15 protein-coding genes are annotated in these 20,457 nt (G+C 60.5%); 12 read left to right on the forward strand and 3 right to left on the reverse strand.

The genetic code is table 11. The features are described 5' to 3' along the window. The first annotated feature begins 96 nt into the window (after window positions 1-96). The 9 genes from xrtU to zwf all read left to right on the forward strand — a co-directional run bounded on the left by xrtU (window position 97) and on the right by zwf (window position 13,210). A complete protein-coding gene (gene xrtU, locus FYK55_RS22750) occupies window positions 97-1,983 on the forward strand; it encodes an exosortase U (RefSeq protein ID WP_150078926.1) in 1,887 nt (628 codons plus the stop codon). 1 nt (window position 1,984) lies between these two features. Continuing rightward, on the forward strand, window positions 1,985-3,484 hold the full coding sequence (locus FYK55_RS22755; protein ID WP_161604694.1) for a tetratricopeptide repeat protein: 1,500 nt from the start codon (window positions 1,985-1,987) through the stop codon (window positions 3,482-3,484). 302 nt (window positions 3,485-3,786) lie between these two features. Continuing rightward, entirely contained in the window at window positions 3,787-4,179 is a 393-nt protein-coding gene (locus tag FYK55_RS22760; RefSeq protein ID WP_150078928.1) for a hypothetical protein, read from the forward strand. Between the two features lie 392 nt (window positions 4,180-4,571). Beyond that, window positions 4,572-6,167 (forward strand): citramalate synthase, encoded by a 1,596-nt coding sequence (gene cimA / locus FYK55_RS22765; protein WP_150078929.1) that lies wholly within the window; start codon window positions 4,572-4,574, stop codon window positions 6,165-6,167. Window positions 6,168-6,255: 88 nt separating this feature from the next. Continuing rightward, window positions 6,256-9,345 carry a valine--tRNA ligase gene (locus FYK55_RS22770; RefSeq protein ID WP_150078930.1) on the forward strand — a complete coding sequence of 1,030 codons (3,090 nt, stop codon included), beginning with the start codon at window positions 6,256-6,258 and terminating at the stop codon, window positions 9,343-9,345. A 47-nt stretch (window positions 9,346-9,392) separates the two neighbouring features. Then, on the forward strand, window positions 9,393-9,686 hold the full coding sequence (locus FYK55_RS22775; RefSeq protein ID WP_150078931.1) for a hypothetical protein: 294 nt from the start codon (window positions 9,393-9,395) through the stop codon (window positions 9,684-9,686). A gap of 425 nt (window positions 9,687-10,111) precedes the next feature. Further along, entirely contained in the window at window positions 10,112-10,684 is a 573-nt protein-coding gene (locus tag FYK55_RS22780) for a keratin-like protein (RefSeq protein WP_150078932.1), read from the forward strand. Window positions 10,685-11,040: 356 nt separating this feature from the next. Next, entirely contained in the window at window positions 11,041-11,511 is a 471-nt protein-coding gene (bcp, locus tag FYK55_RS22785; protein ID WP_150078933.1) for a thioredoxin-dependent thiol peroxidase, read from the forward strand. 241 nt (window positions 11,512-11,752) lie between these two features. Beyond that, the gene (gene zwf / locus FYK55_RS22790; RefSeq protein WP_150078934.1) at window positions 11,753-13,210 is read left to right on the forward strand and encodes a glucose-6-phosphate dehydrogenase; all 1,458 of its coding nucleotides are present in this window, start codon (window positions 11,753-11,755) and stop codon (window positions 13,208-13,210) included. Between the two features lie 154 nt (window positions 13,211-13,364). Here zwf and FYK55_RS22795 read toward each other — a convergent pair whose 3' ends face one another. After that, the gene (locus tag FYK55_RS22795) at window positions 13,365-13,592 is read right to left on the reverse strand and encodes an FmdB family zinc ribbon protein (protein ID WP_150078935.1); all 228 of its coding nucleotides are present in this window, start codon (window positions 13,590-13,592) and stop codon (window positions 13,365-13,367) included. A 253-nt stretch (window positions 13,593-13,845) separates the two neighbouring features. Here FYK55_RS22795 and FYK55_RS22800 point away from each other — a divergent pair, with 253 nt between their 5' ends. Next, window positions 13,846-14,502: an NAD(P)H-hydrate epimerase gene (locus tag FYK55_RS22800; RefSeq protein ID WP_150078936.1), complete on the forward strand. Its 657-nt coding sequence runs from the start codon at window positions 13,846-13,848 to the stop codon at window positions 14,500-14,502. 218 nt (window positions 14,503-14,720) lie between these two features. Continuing rightward, entirely contained in the window at window positions 14,721-15,674 is a 954-nt protein-coding gene (locus tag FYK55_RS22805) for an SMP-30/gluconolactonase/LRE family protein (protein WP_201743785.1), read from the forward strand. A 270-nt stretch (window positions 15,675-15,944) separates the two neighbouring features. Here the strand turns inward: FYK55_RS22805 and FYK55_RS22810 are convergent, their stop codons facing one another. Both FYK55_RS22810 and FYK55_RS22815 read right to left on the reverse strand, forming a co-directional pair. Then, window positions 15,945-17,519, reverse strand: coding sequence for a sulfatase family protein (locus FYK55_RS22810; protein WP_150078937.1), 1,575 nt, complete (start codon window positions 17,517-17,519; stop codon window positions 15,945-15,947). Window positions 17,520-17,620: 101 nt separating this feature from the next. After that, complete coding sequence (locus FYK55_RS22815) at window positions 17,621-18,634, reverse strand: DUF1573 domain-containing protein (RefSeq protein WP_150078938.1); 1,014 nt, start codon at window positions 18,632-18,634, stop codon at window positions 17,621-17,623. Window positions 18,635-19,085: 451 nt separating this feature from the next. Here FYK55_RS22815 and FYK55_RS22820 point away from each other — a divergent pair, with 451 nt between their 5' ends. Next, window positions 19,086-20,441, forward strand: coding sequence for a sulfatase-like hydrolase/transferase (locus FYK55_RS22820; RefSeq protein WP_150078939.1), 1,356 nt, complete (start codon window positions 19,086-19,088; stop codon window positions 20,439-20,441). Window positions 20,442-20,457: the final 16 nt, after the last annotated feature.

Raw genomic sequence — 20,457 nt, forward strand, 5'->3', positions numbered from 1 at the left:
GCGGAATTCGTCGTTTCGTCCGCCTCTTCGGAGGCCGGCAGTTACCGACCGGTCACTGGGCGAATCAACCTTTCACCCTCAACGAATTCCAGACTGATGTCCACCACTGACTCCGCTCAGACCACGATCGAGCGACCCGCGCGGGGCGACGCCGCGTCTGGAGCCGGGCGATCCGGTCATCCGGCCGAGCAATGGCGATGGTTCTACTTGGGATTGTTGCTGGCGATTCTGCCGCTGTTGATCCCTTACTTCACTGGCATGTGGGCGCTGGAGCGGTACCGCTACTTTCCGTTCGCCATCGCCGCGGTCGTGGCGCTAGCGTGGAATCGCAGTGACGGCGAATTCTATCCGCCCCGAGGCTGGATCAGCTGGGCGGCCATCGCGATCGGATTGTTCCTGGTCGTCGCCGGCGCGGTTTTGCAGTTCACCTGGTTTGCCGCCGTCGCACTGGTTTTGATCGCCGGGGCGATGTTGTACGCGATGCGGGGTCCTGAAGATCGGACCTTGGTTGCTTTGGTCCTGCCGTTGATGACCGTGGTGCAGCCGATCCGGGCCGATGTCTTGCTGGTGCAGTATCTGCAAGGGATCACGACCTGGATGTCCAGTGTTTTGTTGGATGCGATGGCGGTTCCACACGCGGTGGCCAACAACGTGATCCAACTGTCCGATCGCGAGCTCTTCGTCGCGGAGGCCTGCAGCGGCATCCAATCGGTGTTCACCTTGGGTTTCTTGGCCTGCCTGTTGATTGTTTGGCGGCGTCGCCGGCTGTGGATGACTCCGATTTATCTGGTGATCGCCTGCCTGTTGGCCGTGTTCGCCAACGTGATCCGGGTGACGATCGTCGCACTGGCCTCGACGTGGTACGACGCCGACCTGGCTTCGGGATGGCCACACGACTTGCTCGGTTACATCGCGCTCGCGTGTGCCGGTGCGTTCCTGATTTCGTTTGACCATCTCATCGTCACGGTGTTCCATCGGGTTCCACAAGACGACGAACTGAACCCGATCATTGCGCTTTGGAACACGCTGTCATTGTCTTCCCATGAAGGGCAGCACGGCGGTCGAGGTGTTCAGCAGCGGGACTTGAACGAGGTTCAGCGGTGGGACCGCAGCAGCCCGACCTACGCCTGGTCGCAACGGGCCTTGGCAAACGGAACGGTCCGGTACGGATTCGCCGGTGTCGTGGGGATCGTTTGCGCGCTCTCGCTGTTCCAGGTCTTGGTCTCACGCAAGCCGCCGGAGCTGATTCGCAGTGAGAAGGCGTTGGTCTTTGATCCGCCGGAAGACCTGTTGGAACCGTCGTTGAACGTTTTGACCGTGGTCGATCACGTCGCCAACCGCGGCTACGAGAATCCACGCTTGGGTGCCAACTCCGACATTTGGGAATGTCAGTGGGGCGACGTGGTGGCGCAGTTCGTCATCAGCCAGCCCCATCAGGGTTGGCACGAGTTGTGCGATTGCTACCAGCGTTTGGAATGGAACCTGTTGGACCGGGACGTGCGCACTCCCGAGTCGTTGGAGCAGGTGGCGCCGCTGGCCATGGAGACCCGTCACCCCGACGCCCTGCGATCCTCCTACGTGATGGCACGTTTCAAACGCGAACCCGTTCACATCGGTTACTTGATCTTTGCCGGCATCGGCAGCGACGGAACCTTGCTCGACGCCCCGGACAGCTTTTCGGCCTTCACGCACCGCGTCTGGAACCGAATCGATACCACGGGTGTGTGGGACCAGACCGAAGTCATCATGTTGCAAATGTGGCTGACATCACCGACCAAGTTGACGCCGCGAAAGCTGAAGGAATTGGAAAGGGAGTTCATCGCCGTGCGGGCACAGGTCGCCGACGCCATCCGGGTGAATGCCGGGCGGGAGCTTCCCAAACAGGCGACGCGCTCGATCGCACCGCCGTCGGGAGACGCCGATCGCAAGGGCGGGCGTTTCGTGCCTGGCTCGGTTGTCATCCCCAGCGGCACGGAGCGATAAGATGCATTACCTCAATCCGCTTCGTTGGTTCCGCTGGATCGGCCAGTTTGTGCACGAATGGTTCGTGGCGATCCCCTGGAATGACGCTCCCAAGGCGATTCCGGCGATCATCTTGACGATCGTCTTGTTCACGACCGGCTTCATCGCGTTCAGCGGCGGGACAGGTTGGCGCAACCGATTGTTGAACCGACAGCTGCAAGTTTCGCTGGACCGCGATGACTTCGCCACCGCCGAAATCGTCGTGCGTCGTCAACTGGACGCGGACCCGGACGATATCGACCTGGTGCATCGCTTTGCGCTGATCCGCGAAGCCCAAGGCTTTTCCGATGAGACCCGCGTATTGATGGAAAAGTTATTGCACCGCCGGCATCTGCCCGCGGCCCGATGGTTGCTGAAGAACGAATTTGTCGGAAAACAGTGGGGCAGTTTGGACGCGGAGAAACGGGATCAGTTTGGCGAGGTGCTGGCAATGATCCATCGTAGCGCCCCGAAAGACACGGCGGTGACAAAGATGTACGCCGAGTACCTGATCGTCTCGCAACGATATGCCTCGGCGATTCCGCTGCTGGATGAACTCTCCGAAGTTGAACCGATGCGTGGCTTGCAGGCTGCGGCGCTTTCCCGGCAAATCGGCGACAAGGTTGCCGCGGAACGATTTGCCGAGCGGGCGCTTTCGCGGGTAACCGAGATGTCCAAGGACGACCCGACCAATACCGCGTTGGCGATGGCGGTGGCTCGCAACCAGGTCTTTCTGCAGCGACACGCCGATGCGGTCAAGACGTTGGACCGGAGCGTCAAGGTGGCCAAAACGCCCGAGGAGCGCCAAGTCCTTTCACAGGCGCTCGGCGATGCCATCGTCGCCTGGGTCAAATTCATTGAAGAGTCTCCGGTGGACACCATCCAGGGACGGCTGCGTGTGTTGAAAATGTTGCAAGCCGCTCTGCGGTATGCCCCCAACAACCCACGCGTGGTCACCTTGGTCGCCGACCACGTGCTGCGCAGCACCGATGACTCGGGCGATTCCGAATCGGCCGGAGAGCGGCGGGCGGAATTGGAGAGCGTTCGCCAGGCGTTGGTCAGCGGGTCTTCGCCCGGGATCGCGCATTTCATCAAGGGCACCTCGGCGCTGATGGCCGAAGACGCCCAGCAGGCTTCCTTTCATCTGGGACTGGCCGCCGAAATGATGCCTCGCAGCGGCGCGATCCTGAACAACTTGGCCGTCGCGTTGGCGATGAAGGAAGAACCGGATTATCCGCGGGCGCTGAAGGTCGCCAACTCGGCGATCGAATTCGTGGAACAGCCGACGCCGCACTTCTATGAAACCCGTGGCCAGATCCTGTTTCGGATGGGCCGGTTTCGGCAGGCCATTCCGGATTTGGAACGGGCCTTGGCCGAGCCTTCTCTGTCCAAAAAAGCACATCAAATGCTGGCCGATTGTTACCAGCAGGAAGGCGACGAGGAGTTGGCTGAATCGCACCGCGCCGCGGCCGGCGATTCGTGATCCGGCGGTCCGCCCGCAGGTGATCGGCAGCGGATGGGGCGAGACCACGTGTCCTGCTTGGCGGCCTCCCGAGTGCGACGAAATGCCCGGCCGGACAAAGTCATCTTCCGGTCCCTCGGAATAACCCAAATGGCCCTTCCTGCCCCGCTAGGATTTCCTTGATTCGGTTTGGGCTGACGTTTCCGGATGCCGAAAGTTAAACTTGGACGAAAACTGGCGCGGTTGGGCTCTCAGGAATGGTTCCCCAGGGCGGTTCCGCCGGCGCGTGAGGCGGTTTCTTCGAATTGTTCCAACGGACTTCCATGGCTCGATTTGGCATTTTTTCCGGGTTGTTGCTCTGCATCGACACGACCGTGGCGCTGTTCGGGTCGTTGGACAAGGCACCACTGTTGTTCATCCCGATGATGCTGGGCATCCCGATCCTGTTTTTCGGCGTCGTGGCACTGAACCCGCACCGACGCAAGCAGGCCCTGGCGACCGCGGCACTTCTGGGGGGGCTTGGGTGTCTGATCGGGTTCGGCCAGTTGATTCATCTGTTTTCGCTGTGGCGCAACGTCGGAGCGGTGAACCTGCACTACACGCGGATCGTCCTGTTGATGGTCGGCGTTTGCATCGCGTACCTGGCGACATACGCCTGGAATTGGTCGGCGCGGCGTAAATTCCGCATGATGTTCCTCAACCGCAGCGGCGGTTAACGGCAAGGATCGTTTCGCTCTGCGAGCCGCGAAATCGAAGCCACTTTCGCGTCCCCAACAGCGACCATTCGAGATTTGGCTGGGCGCATCCCTTCGCCGCAGTGCCAACCAGCGACGGCGATTGACGGACGATCCTGCAGGTCGTATCCTCTGGCCTGAATTGCCAGCCCCCCAAACCTTTCATGAACACTGTGCCCTTCCGCCGAGTCATTATCAGCCGCGTCACCGGCATCATTCGCCGGTCATGACGCGGGGGACTGAACCACCTGTCGGCCGGTCGTTGACCGTGGCCGCTGGTCGGTTCCGGCACAGTCTGCAACAGCTCTGACTGACACAGCTTGACCCCCGTGGCTTTGAAGAAGCTCCGGGGGTTTTTTCGTATTGAAACTGCCATGAACGTAAAACCAATTCAGATCTACGACACGACCCTTCGCGACGGTTCCCAAGGCGAAGGAGTCAGCTTTTCACTCAACGACAAGCTGCAAATCGCGAAGCGACTGGCGGAGACCGGGATCGACTTCATCGAGGGCGGTTATCCGTTGAGCAATGAAAAGGACGTGGCTTTTTTCGAGCAGGTCCGCGAAATGGATCTCGGCGACGCCAAGGTGTGCGCCTTCGGAATGACGCGGCGACGCGGGCTGAAGCCGGAGGACGATCCGGGGATGCAGGCGCTGGTCCAGGCGGCGACACCCGTGATCACGGTCGTTGGCAAAACCTGGGATTACCACGCGACGGAGGTCTTGCGTGTCTCGTTGGAGGAGAACCTGGACATGATCGGCGAAAGCGTCGAATTCCTGGCGGGCCATGCCGAGGTGATCTACGACGCCGAGCATTTCTTTGACGGCTACCGTGCCAACCCGGAATACGCCTTGAAAACGTTGCGGGCCGCGGCCGTTGCCGGCGCGACGGTGATGGCATTGTGCGACACCAACGGCGGATCGCTGCCCGAACAGATCGCCGAGGTGACTGCGGTTGCCATCGATTCGTTGAAAGACTTTCCGCAGGTGACATTCGGGATCCACTGTCACAACGATAGTGAACTTGCCGTGGCCAATTCGCTGGCCGCCGTCGACGCGGGGGCGACTCAGGTGCAGGGAACGATCAACGGGATCGGAGAACGTTGCGGCAATGTCGATTTGATTTCGGTCATGGCCAACCTGGCCCTGAAGAAAAAGGGCTATTCCGTACTGGGTGGTCGGGGCCTGCAGTCTCTGACGGAACTGAGTCGCTTTGTTTACGAAACGGCCAACCTGCAATGGCGTGGCGGCCAGGCGTTCGTCGGGCAAAGCGCCTTCGCGCACAAGGGCGGGATGCACGTTCACGCGATCAACAAAGCCGCGTCCACGTACGAACACATCGACCCTTCCTTGGTCGGCAACGAGCGCAGGATTCTGGTCAGCGAGTTGTCCGGTCGCAGCAACATCGTTGCCGTCGCCACGCGGCATAGCATCGAAGACGACCGCGAGTTGCAGGACAAGATCCTGGCGGAGGTCGTGCGGTTGGAAAACCAGGGCTTCCAATTCGAGAACGCCGGCGGTTCTTTTGATCTGCTGGTCAAGCGAATCGTCGGTTCCTTCTCGCCGCACTTCAGTCCGATCAAATACCGCGTCGTTGCCGGGGAAACCTCGGCCGACGAGAAAGATGTTTACGCGGAGGCGATTCTGAAGATCCGTGTCGGTGACCAGGATTGTTTCAACGCCGCCGAAGGACACGGGCCGGTCAACGCGCTCGACACCGCGCTGCGGGAAACGTTGTTGCCGTTTTATCCCCAGCTGCGCGACATGTACCTGATCGACTACAAGGTGCGCGTCGTCGACAACGGAGCCGGGACGGCCGCCGGAACCCGGGTGAACATCGAAAGCGGTGACCACAAGGAAACCTGGGGCACGATCGGTGTGAGTGACAACATCATCGAGGCCAGTTTTCAAGCGTTGATCGATTCGGTCGAGTACAAATTGCACAAGGACAACGTGACGCCAGCGACTTAGCTGGGCAGGTCCCGCTACCGCCGCCTGCGTTTGATCGACTTTCCCTGTTCCGTCAACTCAACTCGTTTTTGCGTTTCGCCAGTTCAACATGATTCCCAACCGATTCGACCATACGACGGCCGCCGGGCCGATTGCGGCAAAGTGGGATGACGCCGGGTGCAGCCACGCCGAAGTTTCGCCGGACAAAGAACCGTACACGATCGTGATCCCGCCGCCGAATGTGACCGGCGCGTTGCACCTCGGCCACGGGTTGAACAACACCTTGCAGGACATCTTGATCCGGGCGAAACGCATGCAAGGGTTTGAAGCGTTGTGGTTGCCCGGGACGGACCACGCCGGAATTGCGACACAAGCGGTGGTCGAGCGCCGCTTGAAGGAGCAGGAGAACCTGACGCGTCACGACATCGGACGTGAAGCATTGGTCCAGCGGATCTGGTCTTGGAAGGACCAGTACGAAAAACGCATCATCGGACAACTCAAGCGGATGGGGTGCAGCTGCGACTGGCGACGGCTGCGATTCACGCTGGACGAACGCTGCGCCGCAGCGGTCCGCGCCACCTTCTTTGATCTGTTCCAAAAAGGCTTGATCTATCGCGGCAAGCGGCTGGTCAATTGGGACACCTTCCTGCAGACGGCCGTCAGCAACGACGAAGTGGAGAACGTGACGCGGAAAGGTCACTTCTATCATTTCCGCTATCCCGTGATCGATCCTAAGCCGGGTGAACCCTCGCACGTGGAAATCGCGACCACGCGTCCGGAAACGATGCTCGGCGACACCGCAGTTGCCGTCCATCCGGACCCTTCCCAGGCCTTCGCCAAGATCGAGCGAGAGTTGCGAGGCAAGATCGCCCAGGCGAGTGCCAAGGAAAAGTCTGAACTGGAGCAGCAGTTGGAGGCGATTCAGCGACGGCAGGATGCGATGCTGGCGGATCTGGAGATGTTGCGCGAGATGGCGGCCGATGGACGCAAGCTGATGCTGCCGCTGGTCGAGCGCGAAATCCCGCTGGTGGCGGACGAGTGGGCCAAGCCTGAGCTGGGGTCGGGCTGCGTGAAAATTACACCGGCCCACGACCCGAACGATTACGAGGTCGGGATGCGGCGTTCGTTGCCGATGATCAACATCCTGAACCCCGACGGCACGATCAACTCCGCCGCGCCCGCCTACGAGGGGCTGACCATTGCCCAGGCCAGAAAGCAGGTGGTTGCCGACTTGGAAGCGGCCGGTCTGCTGGGCGACATCGAGGATCGTGACATCGAAATGCCGTTATCCGACCGCAGCAAGACGGCGATCGAACCTTACCTGGCGGATCAATGGTTTGTCGCAATGGACCAGCTGGCCCAGTCCGCGATGGACGCGGTGTCTTCCGGACAGGTCGACATCATTCCTGAACGGTACGAAAAGGGATACCTGGACTGGTTGGGGGAAAAACGTGACTGGCCCGTCAGCCGCCAATTGTGGTGGGGCCACCGAATTCCGATCTGGTCGGCGACCTACGACCGGGAGAGTGAGGCGAAGCAGGTGGTCGCCGCGGCGAGTGAGATGGGTGCTTCCGGGGAAGTCGACGCCAAGGTGCAGGCGGACGAGGAGACCGGCCAATTCAGCGTGTTCGTCTGTCTTCGGCAAGAAGATTCGCCGCTGGAACCCAAGGTTGAAGCGTTGGGCTTGGAACGCGATCCCGACGTGCTCGATACCTGGTTCTCCTCGGCCCTCTGGCCCCACAGCACGTTGGGATGGCCGGAACAGACCGAGGAACTGGCGTACTTCTATCCGACTTCGACCCTGTGCACGTCGCGCGACATCATCACCCTGTGGGTTGCTCGAATGGTGCTGATGGGGTTGAACAACCTGGGCGAAGTCCCGTTCCATGACGTCTACATCCACCCCACGATCCTGGACGGAAACGGGGAGCGGATGAGCAAGAGCAAAGGCAACGGGGTGGATCCGATCGACGTGATCGACAAGTTCGGTCCTGATGCGCTTCGCTTCGGGCTGGCACGTTTGGCCACCGAGACGCAAGACGTTCGGCTGCCGGTGCAATACGAGTGCCCGCACTGCGAAAAGCTGGTGGATCAAACCAAGAAGAATCGCACGGCTCCGGTCGTCGATTGTCCCTCATGCAAGGAACGGTTTTCGACGCAGTGGGCGGAAACGGAAGGGCATCGTGCGTTCCCTAAAGCCGCGGTGGTCAGCGAGAAGTTTGAAACCAGCCGCAACTTCGTCAACAAACTTTGGAATGCCGCCCGATTCGTGCTGATGAATCTGGACGACTACCAGCCGCGACCGATCGATGTCGAAACCCTGCCGTTGGAGGACCGTTGGTTGCTGAGCCGATTGGCGACGGTGACCCGGCAGGTGACCGAGGGGATCGATCAGTTCAAGTTTTCCGAGAACGCAAGAATCCTCTACGACTTTGCCTGGGACGAGTTCTGCAGCTTTTACGTGGAAATCGCCAAGCCTCGCTTGGCCGACGATTCGCTGCGGGCCGCAACGCAAAACGTGATGGCGCACGGACTGGATACACTGCTGCGGTTGCTGCACCCGATCATGCCGTTCGTGACCGAATCGATCTGGGAGTACCTGGGCCAGTTGGCTCCCGAGCGTGGCTTGCAGCCCGCCAAGGTGTCCGAATTCGCGATGACGGCAAGTTGGCCCACCAGTCACGCGGAGCATTTTGACGAAACGATCGAGCGACAGTTTTCGCAGTTCCAAGAAGTCATCGGCGCGGTGCGCAAGATTCGAGCCAGCCAGAACATTGCTCCGCGTGAGACGGTTCCGGTTGCGATTCGTTGCGACGCGGCAAGCCAGGCGTTGCTGGATCCCATGAAGTCGTATTTCGGCTCATTGGCCGGGGCCGAGGTCGTTGCGCTCGGGCCGGACGCAAAGCCGTTTGCCACCGATGCCCCGCTGGCCTTGCCGTCGATCGACATGGAAGTTCACGTGGACTTGGAGAAGTTCATCGACGTGGAAGCCGAACTGACGCGTCTGGAAAAGCTGTTGGGGCAATTGGTCAAACAGATTCAAGGCAAGGAATCGAAGTTGTCCAACGAGAACTTTGTTTCTCGGGCTCCAACCGACGTGGTTGAAAAGGAACGCGAATCGTTAAGCGATTTGGTGGTTCAACGCGAATCGGTTCAGGGCGACATCGAGCGTCTGAAGGAGAAGGCGTCATCAAACTGAATCACGATCCCAGATTCGAATCGGGCCAACCCGAACGCATCGAGTTCGTGCGGCACGCCGTGCGCGTGGCGCTCCGGGACCGCCAACTGACGCGTCGCGGCCACGTGGACGCGGGCGGCGTGTGTCGCGTCTTGTTGGAATTGGCCGTGGATCACTTTGCCGAACGCGGCAAGGATGAACTGATCGCTTGGGGATTCGGTTCCAGCTCTGAAGTCGGTGACCTGATCTATGACCTGGCCCAACAGGGGGCCGTCGAGCTGGCTCCTGGCGATGCCCGCGAGGATTTCGACGGCTGGTACGATCTCCGGCAGCCGCCGGAGACTTGGAAGTTGCAGTGGTGATTGCGCCGGCCGGTGGTTGATCGGGCTTGAACTTGGGTCAACGACGGTGCCAATCCGACGGGTCACGCCAGTTGTGGGGGCTTCCGCTGGCCGATCGTGGGGCGGAACAGGCGCTACAGCCGTCACGTCCAAGAGAACTGCGGTGACTGCACCGCCGCGGGCGGCTTGATAGCGAAATTCTGAAGGAAAGTCGGGGAATCGATTGCGGCCGGGCCGATAGCTGTCTGTGCACGGATGATGCAGGCCTAGGTGTCTGCGAGCGCCGTGTTGCTAACGCTGTGTCCCAGCCGATCGTGCTGGCGAATCGAGATCGCAATTGCAAGACACGATCTGAAACGGATTCGTCGACGAACGGGCCACCCCACCGTCGGGCACAGTGAGAGCGCTGGCAAGACCCTTCCCAAGTACGTTCATGGAGAATCACGATGCGTCGTGTAATCGTTCCTGCCCTGCTGGCCGTTGTCATGGTCGCAGGCTCTTCGGCCAACGCTTCGGCGTTCGGCCTGTTTGACAAGTTGTGTCACAAGGGTTGTGACACCGGCTGCGCCGCTGAACCGGCTTGCGGCTGTGAAGTGATCGAACCGGCATGCGGATGCGAAGTTGCCGAGCCGACTTGCGGCTGTGGCATCGTCGAGCCCGCTTGTGGTTGCGAGCCCTACGGATGCGACACCGGATGTGGACACAAGCACGGCCTGTTGGCCAAGCTGTTCGGAAAGCATCGCGGTTGCGGATGCGACACCGGTTGCGCTGTTGAGCCCGCATGTGGCTGCGAAGTTGCTGCACCGGCTTGCGGTTGCGAAGTTGCTGCTCCGGTTTGCGACAGCGGATGCTGCGGCAAGAAGAAGTTCGGACTGCTGCACAAGCTGTTCAACTGCTGCAAAAGCGACTGCTGCGACAGCGGATGCGCTACCTACGCTGAACCGGCTTGCGGCTGCGAAGTGATCGAGCCCGCATGCGGATGCGAAGTTGCTGCACCGAGCTGCGGTTGCGGTCACTGATTGACGCCCTGGATGCTGCGACGCGGATTCGAAACCTCAGCGGAGCCCCTGCCAAGCACAACGTTCTAGCAACTCGGTCGTGATCCTCCGGGTCTCGTCTCCCTCACCGGAACTCACCGCCGAGTGGTGCAACGCTCCCCTTCGAATCCGATAAAAGCAATCTGAAAAAGAGCCCCGATGGCCAGACGGCCGTCGGGGCTTTTTTTGATGCTTAGATCGCCGGATGTCGCCCGATTCTTGTCGGTTCCATCGCCGCGTTGATACACTCACCTCGATGAACCTCATGGCGACCGATGTGGCCGGACTTCGGTCGGCCGCACGCCTTCACATTCCACACGATTCAAGGAGCACCATCGATGGCTGATTGGTTGGAACCCGGTAGCAAAGCACCCGCCTTCACGCTCAGCGACGATCAGGGCAATCAGGTCAAATTGAGCGAATTGAAGGGCAAGCCGGTCGTCCTGTACTTCTACCCTCGCGACGACACGCCCGGTTGCACGAAAGAAGCTTGTGCTTTTCGCGATCGATACGACGAACTGAAAAAGCTGGGGGCGCAACTTTACGGTGTCAGTGCCGACACGGCGGAAAGCCACACCAAGTTCCGAGAAAAGTACTCGTTGCCCTTTCCGTTGCTGGTCGACGGCAAGCACACCATGTTGGAAAAATATGGTGCCTGGCGGGAGAAAAACATGTACGGCAAAAAGTCGATGGGGATCCAGCGGAGCACGTATCTGATCGACGCCGACGGCAAGGTTGCCAAGGTCTGGAAACGCGTCAAGGTCGACGGCCACGACCAGCAAGTGATCGACGCCCTGAAGGAACTTTAGCCACGCGATCAGATTCTTGCTCCCTGAATCCGTCGGACTCAAACGCGGGGTGCTGGGGGCGGCGACCGGGTCGCAACCTTGCACCGCTGGGCCGTGCGCCAACCGGCGGACCCCCGGCACCGCCTGCCCGGCACGGCTCGCCCGTCATCCCCTAGCACGGCCCAGGGCAGCGGGATAGGCTGCGGCTATTCCAGGCGGATTTGTCGATCCCATCCATTCTCGCCAGCCCTTCGCCCTGCTCATGGCTCAAACCATTGTCATCTTCGGCGCGTCCGGTGACCTGACCAGTCGCAAGTTGATCCCGGCCCTCTACAGCCTGTTCAAGAAAGACAAGTTGACCGAGACGCTGCGGATTGTCGGCGTGTCGCGGTCACCGTTTGAACACGAGGAGTACCGGGATTCGTTGCGCGAAACGACGGAAAAATTCACCGGATCGTTGTTCGATTCGGAGAGCTGGAACGCGTTCGCGGAGAACCTGTACTACGAGCCGGGTGACATCAACGAAGCCAAGGATTTCACGGAGCTGGCTACGTTTCTGAAGAAGATCGAGAACGGTGACAAGGCCGGTCGGCTGTACTATCTCTCGACCATGCCGCAGTTGTACGAGAAGGCGATCGAACAGCTCGGCAATGCCGGTCTTGCGGACGACAGTGACGGGTTTCGTCGAGTCATCATCGAGAAACCGTTCGGCACGGATCTGGCAACCGCCGAGGCGCTCAATGCGTCGATCCACCGCGTTTTTCGCGAGGACCAGATCTATCGCATCGATCACTACCTGGGCAAGGAAACGGTGCAGAACATTTTTGCCCTGCGGTTCGCCAATTCGATTTTTGAACCGATTTGGAACCGCAACTACGTCGACCACGTGCAAATCACGGTCGCGGAAGAAGTCGTGATTGGGCGGCGGGCCGGGTATTACGACAAGGCTGGTATCCTGCGGGACATGTTCCAGAACCACTTGTTGCAGTTGATGATGATCACTGCCATGGAGCCGCCAGCGCGGTACGACGCATCACTGGTCCGTGACGAAAAGGTCAAGGTCTTGCACAGCGTCCGAAAAATGTCCGGTGGGGATTTCGCTTCCAATACCGTCCGCGGGCAGTACAAAGGCTACCTGCAGGAAGAAGGCGTCCCGCCGGGAAGCCAGACCGAGACCTATGCAGCGTTAAAGCTGTACTGTGACAACTGGCGGTGGAAAGGCGTGCCGTTCTACCTTCGCAGCGGCAAGGGCATGTCCTGCCGCACCACTCAAATCGTGATCCAGTTCCGCCAGGCGCCCCACATTCTGTTCGGCCACAAGACGAGGACGCCGGTTGGGAACCGATTGGTCATCCAGGTGCAGCCCGCCGAAGGGATCCAGCTGCATTTCGAAGCCAAGGTCCCCGAAAGCGAAATGAAGACCCGCACGAGCACCTTGGACTTTGATTTCAACCAGGCCGCCTCCGGTGGCATGCCCGACGCCTACCAGCGATTGCTGCTGGACGCGTTGCTGGGAGATGCGAGTCTGTTCGCCCGCAGCGACGAAGTGGAACTGGCGTGGGGGATTGTCGACCCGATCGATGCCGCTTGGCGCAGCCCCGCTGCCCCGCCGCTGTTTCCGTACGAAGTCGGGTTGTGGGGACCACCAGAGTCCAACGATTGGATGGCGGCGCAACGAAGAGAGTGGTTCGACGTCTGCCCGGTGCTGACCAAGCACTGAAGTACGGAACGAACACCTGGTTCCAAGGCTCCCGCCTTGGAACCCGCTGCGTATCAGGCTCTGCCTGATCTGACACGCGGCTCCGTGAGCAAGCCGAGTCAGCCGCAGTGCGTCTCCGGGCACGAGCGTCTGAACCCGCTGGCCGCTCGGGAAGCTACTGGCAGATCCCGCCACAGCAGCGCGGAGCACCGCAACCCTCACCGGGGCCGGCCGTCGGCAGTGAACGCGATGATCCGTTCATGTTCGGAGCGGCAGGGGCACTCATCAACCGTTCCAGCTTGACCTCGCCACACTCCGGACAGGCAACCTTCTCATCGCCGGAGCGGACCAACAGTTCGACGGTGCGTTCACAACGCGGGCATTCGTATTCGTACAGTGGCATCAGCACACCTGATCTGACAGACGCAAAGGGGAAAGGGCTGGACCAAACGTCATCGCCGGACGTTCCACGCCACCATCACGTCGGTTGGCTGAGGCATCCCGTTGGACCGTGTCCGCGGAAGCCGCCTGTGGAAGCCACTCGACTCTCTCGCCCCAACGGCGACGCTCCGGCAGTGCTAGGATGAACCCTTGAAGACCAGATTATTCTTAGCTTGAACGCGCCGGCTGGCAACTGCGGCCCGGGGGGAATTGGGATGAAACGTGACGAAGTCCGGCAGGTCGATTCGATCGCCATCAACGAGTACGGGATCTCCGGACTGGTGCTGATGGAAAATGCCGGACGGGGAGCCGCCGAGCGGATCGCGGCCTGGTGTGATCGCTCTGATGCCGTGCGAATTCTGTGCGGCCCGGGCAATAACGGCGGCGACGGTTACGTGATCGCGCGGCATCTGGAACTGTTGGGATTCGCGGTCGATCTGGTCGCACTGGTGCCACCGGAAAAACTTTCCGGCGATGCGTCGGCCAACGCGATGATCGCCCAAAGGTCCGGTATTCCGATTGTCACGGCGGAATCCGTTTCGGAGTTGGAACAATCCATCGATGGGAACCACGTGTTGGTCGATTGTTTGTTGGGGACCGGAGCGAAGGGGGCCCCGCGGGGGCTGTATCACGACGCGGTCCGGCTGGCCAACGCAACCGATCGCAAACGGGTTGCAATCGATCTTCCCACCGGGCTGGATTGTGACACGGGGCAGCCCAGCGAGATGACGTTCCGCGCCGATTTGACGATCACGTTTGTGGCGGCGAAGGATGGGTTCCAGAACCCGGACGCGGCTCCATTTCTGGGCCACGTTGAAACCGTGGGCATCGGCGTTCCCCGGGTGTTGCTGCGGCGGTTCGGCGTGGTTTAGACGGGCGACGCGTGCCGGACTTTTGCGCCGGCCCGTTTCACGCGGCATGTCTCGGGGGCTCACTGGGACGGAACGCGGGCGGCGGGCGCACGTGACCGGTAGGCGTCGCTCGGGCGGCCCGCAACTGGCGGCTGGGAGGTTGTCAGAGTCCGGCTGACGCGCTAGCTTCAACCTTTGCCCATTCGTTGACTCTGACTGAAATTCACCGAGGTCCCATCGTGGTCGAAGTTGTTGAAGCCGTTCCGTTGGATGTATCTGATGCCGACGCCCTGCGTTACTTGCCCGAGGGGCCCTACCAGATCGGCGAGGGACAGTTTTCCTGGGTGGCCATTCAGCACGGCGCTGACGTCCAGCACGGCAGTCTGAATCGATACGACCTGAACGCCGGGGAGAATGTATCGCTGGACCTGCCCGGGCGTCCCGGGTTCGCGTTTCCATGCAACACCGAGAATCGATTTGTCGTGGGGTGCGAGCGATCGCTGGGCTTCTTTGACGTTTCGACCGGCGACTGGCAGCCGTTCTGCGAAGGGGTCGATGCGGACGTCAGCAACACGATCATCAATGACGGCCTGGCGTACGAAGATAATTTGGTGTTCGGAACCAAGGACTTGGAATTCAAAACAAAGAAGGCCGGTCTGTATCTCTACCGAGGACGCGACGAAAAGTTGATCCGATTGCGAGACGACCAGATCTGCAGCAACGGGAAGGCCACGCTGGGTGAAGACGGATCTTTGTGGCTGCTGGACATCGATTCCCCCACACGCAAAGTCGTTCGCTATCGGTTGGACATCGACGCCGGAACGTTGGGCGAGCCGGAAGTCGTGTTGGATTTGAGCGATGACGCGGCGGTTCCCGATGGAGCGATTTTGACGCCGGACGCATCCGGATTGATCGTTTCGATGTTCTTGCCCGAATCAGCCGCCTATGGCCAGACACGGCTGTATGAGTTGTCCAGCGGGCAATGTCAAAAGGTTTGGCGAACTCCGTTGTCGCCCCAGAACACCTGCCCGGCGCTGGTTCAGCACCAGGGAACGTTGAAACTGGTGATCACCACCGCCGTCGAGCACATGACGCCGGCCGACCAGGCGGTTTGCACCGGCGCGGGAAGAATCTTCGTCGCCGACAGCGGGTTCGCCAGCGAAGGCTGGCAACCGCCTCGATTCGACGCCTGAGCCTGATCCCCGGGGGTTTGAAGGTCGTGCAGCTTTCCGATCCAGGAAAAAGCGTGCTTTTCTGAAATTCACCCTCCCTCCGGGAGGGTCAAAGGCGAGGCACGAGCCTTTGGGGAGGGTGTGTTCGTGAACCCACTGAAATCAATCGGGCCGGACAACCCTCCCCGCGTCGTCGCAAGCTCCTCCGCGACCCTCCCGGAGGGAGGGTGATTCAAAGCTGCACGAGCTCTTTGCTGAGGCGTGAGGTGGTTGATCTTGGTCGTCGGCGGCTCAGCCGTCGGCGTGTTCGCTGGTCCGAAAGAACTCCTGCGGGAACGGCGCCTGACCACTGTGGTCCGGGTGTCGCCAGGGAAACACCGGGCCTCGGTCCTCCAGCAGCGGCACCTCGTCACCGTCGCTGGATTGAAGCAGATCCCACAGCAAGGTGTTCATCTGTTGGACTCGTTCCTGATGCTCCGCCGAATGGATCAGGTTGTGCATTTCGGCGGGATCGTTTTCCAGATCGTACAGTTCGTCACGGTCCCACAGGCCGTGACACCGAATGTACTTCCAGCGGCCCCCGATCACGGCATGCAACGTCGGCGTGTGCGGGTAGTTCCGTTCCCAGTAGTATTCGTACAGCAGGTGTTGGCGGGGCGCCTGATCGGTCGGTTGTCGGCACAGGGCTTTCCAAAAACTCCTGCCATCGGCGTTCGGCAAGGGCGGAGCGCCGGCGGCCTCCAGAATCGTCGGTGCGATGTCAAGGTTGCCGACCAGTTGGTCGAACACTTCGCCCGCCGGAACTCGGCCGGGAGCCTTCATCAGCAGCGGCACTTTGGCACTCGCCTCGTAGGCCGTGCGCTTGTCGATCAACCCGTGGTCGCCAAACTGAAAACCGTTGTCGCCCATGTAGACCACCAGCGTGTTGTCATCCAAGCCGGTTTCGTTCAGGTAGCGATTCAACCGACCAACGCTGTCGTCCACGGCCAGGATGGATTCGCAGTAGCGGCGGTAGTAGACCGTCGGTGAAAAGTCCGCGAGGTTGTAGCCAAACTCGACGCCGTGCCGGCTGTTGCGCTGATTGCGAACCCACATCGGCAGTTTGCCTTCACGCATTTGGTCCGGTGTGGGAATGGTGATCGGAAGGGGTTGGTTGTCATAGCGCCCCCGGTGCCGATCCGCGGGGACGAAATCGGCGTGCACGCCTTTGTGGCTGACGTACAGAAAGAACGGCCGATCACGATCGCGACGCTGTAACCACTCCAGGGCGTAGTCGGTCAATTCATCGGTAATGTAGCCTCGTTGTGGAACACGTTGACCGTTGACATTCAATCCATCGTAGGTCGTCTGCGGAACTTCACGCGTCGTCCCGTGTCCGTCCGGCCAGTAAGTACCCTGGCCCTTGAACGCAACCCAGTGGTCGAAGCCTCGCTGCGGATCATCGATGTCACCGCCCATGTGCCACTTGCCGATGAAAGCGGTTTGGTAGCCGGCTTGTTGCAGGTGTTGAGGGAAAAAGACCAGGCGTGGATCGACCGGGTGATAATTGTCGACGACGCGGTGGTTGTGCGCGTACTGGCCCGTCAGGATCGAAGCCCGGCTGGGTGAGCACAGCGAAGTCGTGACGTAGGCGTTCGTCAGACGTGCTCCGGACGCCGCCAAGGCATCCAGGTGCGGCGTTTCCAAGAAGGGGTGGCCGGCGACACCGAGGCAATCGAAGCGGTGATCGTCACACAGGACGAACACGATGTTCAGCGGCGTCTCAGCGGCACCCGCGGGCAGGTTCAGCGTCACGCCGATCATGCCGGCAAGCCAAACGATCAAGTGGCCGCCAAGGTGGCGGCCCGGTGGGAAGTCAACGGGCATCGGAGCGAACTCATGGCGGTGGTCGGATAAACGCACCACCATACTTCAGCGCCGCGGCACACACCACGCCGCCGATCTGCCCCTTCACGTTTCTTCCGCGTTCACTCTTTGCGGACGTCCGCCGTCAGAATCGCTTTGGCGGTCACCGACGCCTCACCGGCCGTGGTGATCTCGACGGCAACCTTTTGGGGACCGGACGCATCGGTCGGCATGAACCGGGTCGGAACGATGTGCATCGTCTTGGCCACCGGTACCTCGGGGAATTCGACGTCCCATCCGGCGCAAGTGATCGTCTTGATCGTGAAGGGCTGATCGCCTTTGATGACCAAAGTCTTTCGGACTTCCTGACCGGGTTTCAGACTGCCCAAGGCAATCGCCTGAGGCGCGATGCTGAGCGGGCTGCTCACTTTTCCAGACACCGGCAGGGGAACCTCGGGCCGTTTGGAATCGTTCGTGATCACCACGATTTCATTCTGGAAGACACCGGTGGGTGCGTCCTCGCGGATCGCGACGGTCAATTCGTATTCACAGCTTCCGGCACCGCGGCTGGTCAGCTTTCTGCTCGGCACCAACCATGGAACGTTGCTGCGGACGTCGGCGATTTCCCAATCGTCCCGTCCCGCGTACATCACGCGCGTGGACTTTCGAACCGCCTCGCCTTGATTGACGCTGCCGAACTTGATCGAACCGGGATGAAACACCATGTCGCTGCGAATGTAGCCGTCCACGCGAAGCCGGACCTCGCTGTAAAACGGTTGGTCGATCACGACCGTCAGGTCGGCCCCCTTGGTCCCGCGGAACGTGTCGGTATTGAACCGCGCAAGAATCGACCCCGTCTGACCGGGTTGAACGTATTCCGTTTCGACGATCGGCGTCGTGCAGCCGCAGCTGCGCCGGACCGTCTGGATGTGCAACGGCTGGTTGTAGGGGTTGAAGACCGGGAACCGGAATTCGGTTTTTGCGGCCACCGCGACCGTTCCGAAATTGTGCTTTTGGACCGCGAATGCGTTGTCGGGCCATTTCGGAGCAGCCGCTGACGCGCTGTCGTGTACCGCGAACCAGCTTGAAATCAAAACGGCATAGGCAAACGCAGTGACGGATCTTGCGCTCAGCATGTTGGTCGTCCCCCCCGGGTGTTGCTAAGGGTCTTTTGACAAATTCGGAATGCGCGGGATATCGGCGTAAGAGTCCCACTGGAGGGACACTAGGTCATCCTGACAGCGGTGGCATCAAACTCCCCTGAGGGAGCCGTAAAATTCGGCCGGTCGATCGGGTGGCGGGTAGAAGTCGGGCTGGCGGGAGCAATCTCCCAAGCAGCCGATTTTCCGTCGTTCACCGCGAAATCCGTCGTCGATAGCGGCCAAAGGGCTGGCGAAAGCGAGTTCAAATGATCGGTTTCGCCGGCCGGCGCCATGATGGCCGAATCCCCCGGAATCGACAAGCCAATCCGCATATCTTCAACAGGTTTTCCACCTTGCCAAGAGGCCTCATTTTGGGTGGGTCGCCACGACGAAAGTCCCGCGACGCGTCCCGCTCGCATTCGAGTTCCGGCTAGACTGGGACACCATGAAAAATCGAAATGAGCTCTTTCTGTGTTTGTTGTGGACGATCTTCGTCGCGGTCCCATCGCTGGGGGCAGCGGCTGACAAGAGCGATCGTCCGCCCAACGTCGTGATGATCATGGCGGATGACATCGGCGTCGAATGTCTGGGGTGCTACGGAAGCGAGCAGTACGCCACCCCGCACTTGGACGGGTTGGCCCAGCAGGGGATGCGGTTTGAAAACGCCCATGCACAGCCCATTTGTACGCCCAGCCGTGTCCAGCTGATGACGGGCATCTACAACAACCGGAATTATTTGCGTTTCGGCGTATTGGATCCGGCCGCCTACACCTTTGGTAATGCGCTGCGGGGGGCAGGCTACGCGACTTGCATCGCCGGCAAGTGGCAGCTTGGCGGCGGGTTCGACGGTCCAAGACGTTTCGGGTTTGACCGTTATTGCTTGTGGCAACTGACGCGTCGGCCAAGCCGCTATCCGAATCCGGGATTCGAAATCGACGGTCGGGAGGTGGATTTCAAGGAAGGCCAGTTCGGTCCGGACGTCGCATCGGACTACATCAATTCATTCATCAGCGAGCATGCCGACCGGCCGTTCTTTGTGTATTACCCGATGATCGCGCCGCACTGGCCGTTCGTTCCCACACCCGACCATCCGGATTGGGATCCGACGATGTGGCGCGACAAGAAATCCGAACCGGGCGGCTACAAAGACGACAAGTACTGGGACGCGATGGTGCGTTACACGGACAAGGTGGTCGGGAAAGTCGTCGACCATCTCGACGCCTGTGGCTTGGCGGACAACACGCTGGTGATGTGGACCGGCGACAACGGAACGTACCAGAGTGTCACTTCGCAGTGGCGGGGACGCGATTACGTGGGAGGCAAAGGCAGGACGACCGACAACGGGACCCACGTGGGTTTTTTGGCGCGCTGGCCCGGCGTGATCGAACCGGGCAGCGTCTCCGACACGTTGGTCGACTTTTCGGATGTTTTTCCGACGTTGTTGGAGGTGACCGGCGTGAAGCGGCCCACACCGGGCAAGCTCAGCGGCGTCAGTTTGCTGCCCGCGTTCACGGGGCAGGCGAGGAAAAAGCCCGTTATCTATTGCTGGTATGAACGAAACGGCGTCCGAGACCAGGCCAGTGAACACGTCCGCACCGCGACCCACAAACTGTATGCAGATGGACGTTTCTATGACGTCCAAAACGATTGGGGTGAAAAACACGACCTTGCGGCGGAACCCGTCTCGGGTTCGCTGCGGGAAATCCATGCAAAGCTTGAACAAGAACTCGACAAGCACCGTCAAATGACTTTGCAGGCTGATCCGATTCTGTCCCAGCGGCGTCAGGCCTACCCCCGGTGATCCCGGGGGCCTGCCC

The sequence above is a fragment of the Roseiconus nitratireducens genome (assembly GCF_008629675.1).
GTDB lineage: Bacteria > Planctomycetota > Planctomycetia > Pirellulales > Pirellulaceae > Stieleria > Stieleria nitratireducens.

Coding starts and splice junctions, on each gene's coding strand:
- xrtU (WP_150078926.1), top strand. CDS start 97: ATGTCCACCACTGACTCCGCTCAGACCACGATCGAGCGACCCGCGCGG.
- FYK55_RS22755 (WP_161604694.1), top strand. CDS start 1,985: ATGCATTACCTCAATCCGCTTCGTTGGTTCCGCTGGATCGGCCAGTTT.
- FYK55_RS22760 (WP_150078928.1), top strand. CDS start 3,787: ATGGCTCGATTTGGCATTTTTTCCGGGTTGTTGCTCTGCATCGACACG.
- cimA (WP_150078929.1), top strand. CDS start 4,572: ATGAACGTAAAACCAATTCAGATCTACGACACGACCCTTCGCGACGGT.
- FYK55_RS22770 (WP_150078930.1), top strand. CDS start 6,256: ATGATTCCCAACCGATTCGACCATACGACGGCCGCCGGGCCGATTGCG.
- FYK55_RS22780 (WP_150078932.1), top strand. CDS start 10,112: ATGCGTCGTGTAATCGTTCCTGCCCTGCTGGCCGTTGTCATGGTCGCA.
- bcp (WP_150078933.1), top strand. CDS start 11,041: ATGGCTGATTGGTTGGAACCCGGTAGCAAAGCACCCGCCTTCACGCTC.
- zwf (WP_150078934.1), top strand. CDS start 11,753: ATGGCTCAAACCATTGTCATCTTCGGCGCGTCCGGTGACCTGACCAGT.
- FYK55_RS22795 (WP_150078935.1), bottom strand. CDS start 13,592: ATGCCACTGTACGAATACGAATGCCCGCGTTGTGAACGCACCGTCGAA.
- FYK55_RS22800 (WP_150078936.1), top strand. CDS start 13,846: ATGAAACGTGACGAAGTCCGGCAGGTCGATTCGATCGCCATCAACGAG.
- FYK55_RS22810 (WP_150078937.1), bottom strand. CDS start 17,519: ATGCCCGTTGACTTCCCACCGGGCCGCCACCTTGGCGGCCACTTGATC.
- FYK55_RS22815 (WP_150078938.1), bottom strand. CDS start 18,634: ATGCTGAGCGCAAGATCCGTCACTGCGTTTGCCTATGCCGTTTTGATT.
- FYK55_RS22820 (WP_150078939.1), top strand. CDS start 19,086: ATGAAAAATCGAAATGAGCTCTTTCTGTGTTTGTTGTGGACGATCTTC.